The following is an 8,101-nucleotide window of genomic DNA, read 5'->3' on the forward strand; positions in this document are numbered from 1 at the left end:
CTAATGTGAATATCGATTATTCGTATACGATCAACACTTCCGATACTGGGGAGTTGTCGTTTGGATTGAAAGCCGGTTTGGATCTACTGGATGTAGATTTTACCAAGTTGAATATAGCCGATGGAGGTGATGCATTTGAGAATCCTATTGATAATAAGTTACAGCCACAGATAGGAGCAGGGGTGTATTATAATACGGATAAGTTTTATGTTGGGTTGTCTGTTCCGAACTTTTTAACGACCAAGCACTTTGATGAGTCTCAGATCGATGAAATCTTAAACGACAACAACAATTTTGATGGTGATGTTACCGCAGCCGAGCGCCTGCATTATTTTTTAATTGCGGGTTATGTGTTTGATATTAGTGATAACTTGAAGTTTAAGCCAGCGACCTTGATTAAGGCAGTGAGCGGTTCTCCATTACAGTGGGATGTATCGGCGAACTTTTTAATCAATGAGAAGTTTACCTTAGGAGCTGCGTATCGATGGAGTGCTGCTTTTAGTGCTATGGTTGGTTTACAAGCTACCGATGGGATTTTCATTGGATTTGGATATGATTACCAAACCACCGATATCGAGACGTACAGTGATGGTTCGTATGAGGCTATTATTCGCTTCGATATATTTAACAAACCAGAACGTGTGTTAACACCAAGATTCTTCTAACCAAAAACTATGGGGCATGTATAAAATACTACAAAAAGCATTAATATTAACATTAGTATGCTTCTCTACAGGACTTACGTTCGCACAGGAGAAAGAAATAAAAAAGGCTAATGAAGAGTTTGATAAATTTGCATATATAGATGCAAGAGAGATCTACCTTAAGGTCGTTGAAGATGGATATACATCTGCACAGATCTACAAAAATTTAGGTGACACCTATTATTGGAATAGCGATTACGACAATGCAGCGAAATGGTATGAGCGTCTAATTAACGAATACCCTTCCGAAGTAGAAACCATGTATTACTATCGTGCTGCACAGTCACAAAAAAGTATTAATCAACCGCAGGAGTCCGATCGCCTTATGGCCTTGTTCATCGCAAACGGCGGTGATCCGGGAATTGTTAAGGCTACGTCTACCGACTTTTTAGAATATGAAGTTGAATTGGTTAAAGTATCTGTAAATACAGCTTATTCCGATTTTGGCCCTGCCTATTACATGGATAAACTAGTGTATGCTTCCTCATCTACTCGAAGTGAAGGCTCTAAAATTCACGAATGGAATGAGCAACCTTTTCTTGACCTATTTGTGGCCGATATGGATGAAGAAGGACTATTAATGAGTCCGTCACTCTTGAGCGGTGAAGTGAATACTCCTTACCATGAATCAACACCAACCTTTACTAAAGACGGGCGTACCGTATATTTTACCCGAAATAATTTTATTGATGGTAAAAAAGGGAAAGACAAGAACAAAACGATCCGTCTAAAATTATATAAAGCAACCAAGAGTGGAGATAACTTTTGGACCAACATTGTTGAGTTGCCATTCAATAGTAAAGAATATTCGGTTGCGCATCCTGCTTTGAGTAAGGATGAAAAAAGATTGTACTTTTCTTCAGATATGCCAGGAACGATTGGTATGTCTGACCTATGGTATGTTGATATCTTAGGCGATAACACCTATAGCGAACCAGTAAATCTGGGCTCGAATATAAATACAGAAGCAAGAGAATCATTTCCGTTTATAAGTCAGGAGAACAATTTGTATTTTTCTAGTGACGGACGCGGAGGACTTGGAGGATACGATATTTTTATGACAGCGTTGAACAACTCAGGCCAGCCCGGAAAAATCGAAAATTTAGGTGCTCCGGCTAACAGTGCGCAAGATGATTTCGGATTCATTATTAATGAAGAGAAACGAATTGGGTATATGTCATCTAACCGAGAGGGTGCCCGAGGTAGTATCGATGACGAGATCTACCGCGTTCAGGAAAAATGTTTGATCACACTTGTAGGTACTGTATTCGATAAAGACTCTAAAGAATTATTGCCCGGTGCAGAAGTATTTCTATTAGACGAGAATAACAACCTTGTGGAGAATGTAACAGTTGGATCAGATGCGGCGTTTAGTTTTACAATTGCTTGTGAAAAGCAATATTCTATTCGCGCAACAAAATCACAATACGCTCCTAACGAGTTAGTGCTGCAAACACCGAATGAAACGAGTACGATAGAAAAAAATATTCCATTAGAACTCGTAGACCCTTGTCCACCTAATGATCTTGGATGCCGATTGAACTTGCAACCAATTTATTTTGATTTCGATCGCTATAACATCAGACCGGATGCGGCCATTGAACTTGAAAAGATCGCCGCAGCTATGCAGCTATATCCTGAACTTATAATTGCCATCGAATCGCATACAGATTCTAGAGGAAACGATGCGTATAACATGGCACTTTCAGATAAGCGCGCAAAATCGACCCTAGATTATCTCGTAAACGAAAGAGGTATAAGTCGTGATCGATTTACTTCGGCGAAAGGATATGGAGAATCACAACTCGTAAACGAATGCTCTAACGGGGTAGAATGTACCGAAGAAGAGCACCAACTTAATCGACGTTCTATGTTCTTGATACAAAATTAGACTAACCAATATTTTTTATAAAAGGCGTTCAATAAAATGTATTGAACGCCTTTTGTTTTTAAAAAGAATAGGCGATTTCGTACTTTTGAAAAAAAAGAAAATTGAATGGCTGTAGAATTAGTGATACTCGTTAATGAGAAGGACGAGAAAATTGGCTTAATGCCGAAAATGGAAGCCCACGAAAAAGCATTATTACATCGTGCATTCTCCGTTTTTGTGATGAACGATAAGAACGAATTGATGTTGCAACAACGCGCATTGCATAAATACCATTCACCGGGACTTTGGACCAACACCTGCTGTAGTCACCAACGCGATGGAGAATCGTCCTTAGAAGCCGGAAAAAGAAGGCTGATGGAAGAAATGGGGTTTACTACTCCCTTAAAAGAGACGACCTCATTTATTTATAAGGCTCCATTCGATAATGGTCTTACCGAACATGAGTTTGATCATGTACTTGTAGGAACTTATAACGACGCACCTGTTATTAATCCCGAAGAGGTAGCCGATTGGAAATGGATGCCGTTAGAATCAGTTAAAGAAGACATAAAGAAGAACCCCGAGCAATATACGGCTTGGTTTAAGATTATTTTTGATAAATTCTACCAACACTTGAACGTATGAGCCTAACTCTGTATCGCAAAGCACATTTTAATGCAGCGCACCGCCTTTTTCGAGAGGACTGGAGCGATGAGAAAAATGCCGATGTCTTCGGAAAGTGTAGCAATCCAAATTACCATGGCCATAACTACGAGCTTACCGTTGGTGTTAGTGGATCCATAGATCCTGAAACAGGATACTTGATCGATCTCAAACGATTGAAAAATATAATATTTGAAGAAGTAGAGCAACCGTTCGATCACAAGAATCTGAATATTGAAGTAGCCGAGTTCAAAGAATTAAATCCCACCGTCGAAAATATTGCGATCGTAATTTGGAATAAGCTGCGCAAACGCCTAGATGCCAAATATGAAATATCGGTTACCCTCTACGAAACACCAAGAAATTTTGTAACCTATAATGGGTAACAAGTCGTCGCTATATCCACTGCGCTTTACTCCCATCTTAAAAGAAAAGGTTTGGGGAGGTTCAAAACTTACAACAGCATTTAATAAAAAGGGAGGGGATCGAATAGGTGAAAGTTGGGAGCTGTCTGCAGTTCAAAATGCAGTATCGGTGGTTGAAAATGGACCGCTAAAGAATAAAACACTTGAAGAATTACTGCATACCTATGCCGCAACGATCGTAGGGAATAAAGTATATGAGCGTTATAAACATAACTTTCCCTTACTGTTCAAATTCATCGATGCGAACGAAACGCTTTCGGTACAATTACACCCTAATGATTCTCTAGCTAAAACACGCCATGATTCCTTCGGAAAGACCGAGCTGTGGTATATCATGGAAGCAGAGCCAAAGGCAAATCTTATTATCGGTTTCGATAAAACCATAGACAAAGCTGCTTATTTGAAACATCTTTCCGAAGAAACCCTTCCAAATATTCTAAACGAGGTGCAGATTGAGGCAGGCGATGCCTATTATATCGCACCGGGCACAGTACACGCTATTGGTAGTGGCGTGGTCTTAGCCGAAATTCAACAAACGTCAGATATTACCTATCGCATCTACGATTGGGATCGCCCGGACACTACGGGTGAATTAAGAGAACTACACACCGATCTCGCTTTGGACGCTATTAATTTTACACCACCAACTGCCAAAATTACCTACGAGGATAAAGAAAATCACCCTGTATTGCTCAAACATACACCGTATTTTGAGATCAATAAATTAAAATTATCAGAAGATCTGGAGCGAGCGATTGCACCTTTGGATTCGTTCGTGGTGTATATGTGCGTAGACGGACAGGCGCTCATACAAACCGAGACGCATTCCGAAGCCATTCAAAAAGGACAAACTATTCTAATACCGGCTGCCATAGATCGTATTAAAATAAAAACGACAAAAGCTACATTATTAGAAGTTTATATTCCCTAATTTTGCAGCTTATTTAATTAAACAAACTACTTATATGGCAAGTGTACGTGATTTAAAAAAGGACATCAATTATGTGCTTGGTGATATTATAGAAGCCGTTTACATTTGGGAGCTTACGCATCCCAAAAAGGACGCTAAAAAAGCAGAGGCGATCATCGATGAGGCCATTGTTGTATTTGATGAACTAATTGAAAAAGTGAATCAGAAGGACGTGGAAAACAAAAAGAAACACTTTAAGGCGATCAACCAGGAATTGGAAGATCGTGGCAGAAAATTGATCGATAAGATCAACGCTTTATAGGCGATTAATCGAGATCGTTTTTACGCTCAGCAATTAAAGACTCCAGTTCGACACCGTACTTGGAGTCTTTAATTTTTGGAGTAAGTGCATGGTACACGGTATCCATATATTTTACTTGAACATCGAAAGCTTCCGTTAACATAAGATAAGGCGCCAACTCATACTCACTGTGGTTCTTGGCAAAATTTACGGTAGCCAAGACCCGACCTGATCGCAATGTGTTTTTTTGCTTCTGAATAGCGGCTATTAGTGAATCATTATTCGATTGCATGGCTTCTAATTCACTTTTAATAAGATCTAGATTCCTGTCGGTATACCTCTTGATCAATTTATTGTATTCTGCGATCTTATCTTGGTTTTCTGAACCTGAGATTTTCGCATCCGAGCCAAAATTCTCTAAAGAAGTTGTAATGCTCATTTCTTTAGGCTCGGCAAAAAATGGTATGCGTTCATCTAAGAGGTCGCCGTTCTTTAAACGCAGATATAAAAAATAAACTTCTGGCTCTTCCATTGCTTCGGAAAGCTGAAATGTTTCATCCCCATTAATGTGAACAGAATCTACAGAAACCAAGACCGTATCCTCTATCTTCTGAAGGAGCACAGTTCCTTTTTTAAGACCGTCGATAGATCCTGTGAGTGTCATTTGTTGCTCATTCGTAGAGCAAGCGCACACTAAAATTAACACTAAAACCCCCAATAAATACTTTTTCATCGCTACACTTTTATGCGCGGCAAAGATGCATTTTTTTTAACGGATTTCCTATGCAGCCGAAGCTAATTGCATTAAAATGGTACATAAAATTGCTGCAACGGTCCCTATGGCATATCCGAAAACTGCGAGCAGCACACCAACCGTCGCAAGCGATGGATGGAAGGCCGAAGCAACGATAGGAGCAGAGGCAGCACCGCCTACATTCGCCTGGCTACCTACGGCCAAGAAGAAATAGGGCGCGCGAATTAACTTGGCTACTAATATGAGTAAACCGGCATGAATAATCATCCAAATGGCTCCAACTAGGATCAGTCCGAGATTATCAAAGATAAGGGTCAGATCCATTTTCATTCCAATGGACGCCACTAGGATATAGATAAACACACTACCGAACTTACTAGCGCCGGCACCTTCATAACTTCTCGCTCTAGTGAAAGACAATAACACACCAATAATGGTGGTAATGGTGATCATCCAGAAGAAGTTCGAGTTTAGGAACGTAAAGATATTTCGTGTTATTCCTTTAGGTAATCCTGTCACGAAATCCTCAAAGAATCCACTAATGTAACCTGCGCCAAAATGTGCTAATCCTACGGTTCCAAATGCGATAGCTGCCAATACCATAAGATCGGTTAGACTCGGATTCCGATCTACTTTTTTGGCATAGGAAGACACTTTTTCCTTTAAGCTTTCTATGGCCGATGTATCGGCATTCAACCATTTATCGATTCGTGTGGTCTTTCCAATCCCGATCAAGATAATGGCCATCCAAATATTCGCGATCACAATATCCACGAAGACCATTCCGCCATATAAGGCCTGATTGTATCCGTAGATTTCGAGCATGGCTGTTTGATTAGCACCACCGCCTATCCAACTACCTGCCAAGGTAGAAAGCCCTCTCCATACCGCATCGGCACCGGCACCACCTACGGTTTCCGGAGAAAAAGTGCCAACCAATAATACAGCAATTGGCCCACCAATCACAATACCGATGGTTCCGGTAATAAACATGATCAAGGCTTTTGGACCAAGATTAAATACTCCTTTAAGATCAATGCTCAAGGTCATTAGCACTAAGGCAGCCGGCAGTAAGTACCGACTCGACATATAGTAGAGACTGGAACTTCCTTCGGTAGCTTCGCCCATTTCAGAAACAGTTACCCATTCCGGAGCGATTAATCCAAAAGTGGTAAATAGCGCCGGAATAAAATACGCCATGAATAGCGCCGGTATAATTTTATAGAATTTACTCCAAAACCCCGTGTCTCTTGAGCTTGTGTAAAAAATAAAACCTAATGCGAGCATCAATAGCCCAAATACGATAGTGTCGTTTGTAATTAACGGTGTCGTATCTTGAAGGATCTCTTGGGTAGTAGTTTGCATAAATGATAATTTGTTTGCAAAATACAATTTCTCGACAAACTAAAATAGTGCTGTAGTAAAACGCTTCATACAATTTAAAGAGCATTAATCCTCTATCGAATCGTAATAGTCGTTAGGGGGTAATACGGTAATCTCTACACGACGGTTAATTTGTTTGTTCACTTCGGAAGAATTTTCCACACGGGGTTTGCTTTCCCCGTACGATCGTATGTCATAATCGTACATGGCATTTTCTGGAAATAACGATTGCAATTTGGCAAGCACAGCTTCACAGCGATCTTGAGAGAGTTTTACGTTGTAGTCATCGCTGCCGTCATTATCGGTATGACCTTCAATAAGGATGGTGGCTTTGTCTACTTGCTGTATGAGTTCGGCTAATTTCTTAAGCGTAATTTCGGCGCTTTCCTTAAGTTCAAATTTAGCTACATCAAAAAGTACATCGGCGTTAATAGTGAGTCGTATAACACTGTTGATTGCCGCAATAGCATCAATATCGGCACCGGCACTTTTGCTACGACATAATTCTTCCAGATCGGTAATGCGTAAAAAATAGAAAACTGTTTCCGAAGAAATTCCCGCATCGCTTAGATCGATACTGGATTTACCACCTGCAATAGTTCCTGCTTCTATCCAATCGATACCATTTTCTGAAATTTCTACCAAAGCGGCCTCGCGGGAGGGGCCTACTTCAAAGATATAAAGATCATTTCCTTTGAGGTTCATAAACCCGTTATCGGTAAATGCCACGGTAATACTGCCTTTGCAACCTAATGATAAAAAGTTTGGTGTGTGATAATTTTTATAATTGGGTTCGTGTAGACATTGGGTGGCGTCTTGTAATGAAGCGATAGGAGGTGGGTCCCCTAGCCGGAAGGCGACAATGCTATCGGCAAACGAAATACGCCCCAGAGGAAGGTATATAGAACTATACCGATCTACCTTATACTTCCTACCTGTTTTTTGAGCGAAAACGGTAAGGCATGATAATAACAGAAACCAACACAAGAAAATAAATCTAACATTCATAGATTCAATTTCTACTAATGTAAGTATTCTTTTTTACTTCAACTTGACACTGCCTGGTATACGGCTATAATTTATTAATGTAA

9 protein-coding genes are annotated in these 8,101 nt (G+C 40.2%); 6 read left to right on the forward strand and 3 right to left on the reverse strand.

All coding sequences use genetic code 11. From position 1 onward, the window contains the following. The 6 genes from DWA30_RS00005 to DWA30_RS00030 all read left to right on the forward strand — a co-directional run. The coding region (locus DWA30_RS00005; RefSeq protein WP_114490495.1) for a PorP/SprF family type IX secretion system membrane protein at positions 1–665 on the forward strand (665 nt) is incomplete at its 5' end. 16 nt (positions 666–681) lie between these two features. Beyond that, positions 682–2,595 carry an OmpA family protein gene (locus tag DWA30_RS00010; protein ID WP_114490496.1) on the forward strand — a complete coding sequence of 638 codons (1,914 nt, stop codon included), beginning with the start codon at positions 682–684 and terminating at the stop codon, positions 2,593–2,595. 105 nt (positions 2,596–2,700) lie between these two features. Continuing rightward, on the forward strand, positions 2,701–3,219 hold the full coding sequence (gene idi / locus DWA30_RS00015) for an isopentenyl-diphosphate Delta-isomerase (RefSeq protein ID WP_114490497.1): 519 nt from the start codon (positions 2,701–2,703) through the stop codon (positions 3,217–3,219). Continuing rightward, complete coding sequence (locus tag DWA30_RS00020; RefSeq protein WP_114490498.1) at positions 3,216–3,623, forward strand: 6-pyruvoyl trahydropterin synthase family protein; 408 nt, start codon at positions 3,216–3,218, stop codon at positions 3,621–3,623. Before idi ends, DWA30_RS00020 begins: the two co-directional genes overlap by 4 nt. After that, positions 3,616–4,593 carry a type I phosphomannose isomerase catalytic subunit gene (locus tag DWA30_RS00025; protein WP_114490499.1) on the forward strand — a complete coding sequence of 326 codons (978 nt, stop codon included), beginning with the start codon at positions 3,616–3,618 and terminating at the stop codon, positions 4,591–4,593. The genes DWA30_RS00020 and DWA30_RS00025 overlap by 8 nt, the downstream gene beginning before the upstream one ends. 34 nt (positions 4,594–4,627) lie before the next feature. Beyond that, positions 4,628–4,894 (forward strand): hypothetical protein, encoded by a 267-nt coding sequence (locus DWA30_RS00030; protein WP_114490500.1) that lies wholly within the window; start codon positions 4,628–4,630, stop codon positions 4,892–4,894. 4 nt (positions 4,895–4,898) lie between these two features. Here DWA30_RS00030 and DWA30_RS00035 read toward each other — a convergent pair whose 3' ends face one another. From DWA30_RS00035 to DWA30_RS00045, 3 genes are all read right to left on the reverse strand, one after another. Continuing rightward, positions 4,899–5,606: a DUF4369 domain-containing protein gene (locus DWA30_RS00035; RefSeq protein ID WP_114490501.1), complete on the reverse strand. Its 708-nt coding sequence runs from the start codon at positions 5,604–5,606 to the stop codon at positions 4,899–4,901. Positions 5,607–5,654: 48 nt separating this feature from the next. After that, positions 5,655–6,992 carry a DUF819 family protein gene (locus DWA30_RS00040; protein WP_114490502.1) on the reverse strand — a complete coding sequence of 446 codons (1,338 nt, stop codon included), beginning with the start codon at positions 6,990–6,992 and terminating at the stop codon, positions 5,655–5,657. Positions 6,993–7,076: 84 nt separating this feature from the next. Beyond that, complete coding sequence (locus tag DWA30_RS00045; protein WP_114490503.1) at positions 7,077–8,018, reverse strand: OmpA family protein; 942 nt, start codon at positions 8,016–8,018, stop codon at positions 7,077–7,079. Positions 8,019–8,101: the final 83 nt, after the last annotated feature.

This window comes from Candidatus Ulvibacter alkanivorans (assembly GCF_003333325.1).
Taxonomy (GTDB): Bacteria; Bacteroidota; Bacteroidia; order Flavobacteriales; family Flavobacteriaceae; genus Ulvibacter_A; species Ulvibacter_A alkanivorans.

What these genes read in the sequence shown, in the direction of transcription:
- DWA30_RS00010 (WP_114490496.1), top strand. Translation starts at nt 682, where the DNA reads ATGTATAAAATACTACAAAAAGCATTAATATTAACATTAGTATGCTTC.
- DWA30_RS00040 (WP_114490502.1), bottom strand. Translation starts at nt 6,992, where the DNA reads ATGCAAACTACTACCCAAGAGATCCTTCAAGATACGACACCGTTAATT.
- DWA30_RS00030 (WP_114490500.1), top strand. Translation starts at nt 4,628, where the DNA reads ATGGCAAGTGTACGTGATTTAAAAAAGGACATCAATTATGTGCTTGGT.
- DWA30_RS00020 (WP_114490498.1), top strand. Translation starts at nt 3,216, where the DNA reads ATGAGCCTAACTCTGTATCGCAAAGCACATTTTAATGCAGCGCACCGC.
- DWA30_RS00025 (WP_114490499.1), top strand. Translation starts at nt 3,616, where the DNA reads ATGGGTAACAAGTCGTCGCTATATCCACTGCGCTTTACTCCCATCTTA.
- DWA30_RS00045 (WP_114490503.1), bottom strand. Translation starts at nt 8,018, where the DNA reads ATGAATGTTAGATTTATTTTCTTGTGTTGGTTTCTGTTATTATCATGC.
- idi (WP_114490497.1), top strand. Translation starts at nt 2,701, where the DNA reads ATGGCTGTAGAATTAGTGATACTCGTTAATGAGAAGGACGAGAAAATT.
- DWA30_RS00035 (WP_114490501.1), bottom strand. Translation starts at nt 5,606, where the DNA reads ATGAAAAAGTATTTATTGGGGGTTTTAGTGTTAATTTTAGTGTGCGCT.